The sequence below is a fragment of the Clostridium sp. AM34-9AC genome, assembly GCF_003480225.1.
Taxonomy (GTDB): Bacteria; Bacillota; Clostridia; order Lachnospirales; family Lachnospiraceae; genus Acetatifactor; species Acetatifactor acetigignens.
Genome location: NZ_QUIU01000024.1, coordinates 1 through 425 on the forward strand (window position 1 = coordinate 1; position 425 = coordinate 425).

Genomic DNA, 425 nt, shown 5'->3' on the forward strand with positions numbered 1-425 from the left:
AGCCGTGAAAGTGGCTGAAAGCCACATAGTTACTGTATTTTAGCTGAATATTGCTTTTCACCTATCAAGTGAATGAAAAAGAGCATCCATTTGTGGTAGAATTAAGGTGTTCAAAGTCTTAACTATCCCAAACAAAGGAACCCTTTATGAGTATTGTAAACACCTTAGCCTTAGAAAGCAATAGACAGATTAAAATAAATTTTGATGGAGGAGATCTCTCATCCGATGCAGGCTTGCTTCTTATCAAAGAATTCATAAGCAAACTTGGTATTGATACGCTTTTAGAAAAAGCGTTTAAAACCAATGATCCTGTATTCAAGTCTGTACTTGAAAAAGATGCGCTTGCATCACAGCCTACGGTATCAAGATTCTTTAACCGTATGGATGAAGACACTTTAAACTAGTTCCTTGCGATTGCCAGAGTA

1 pseudogene is annotated in these 425 nt (G+C 36.7%); it reads left to right on the plus strand.

The features are described 5' to 3' along the window. Window positions 1-146 precede the first annotated feature (146 nt). Window positions 147-377: pseudogene (locus DW835_RS18470) on the plus strand (transposase); the annotation flags it as partial. Window positions 378-425: the final 48 nt, after the last annotated feature.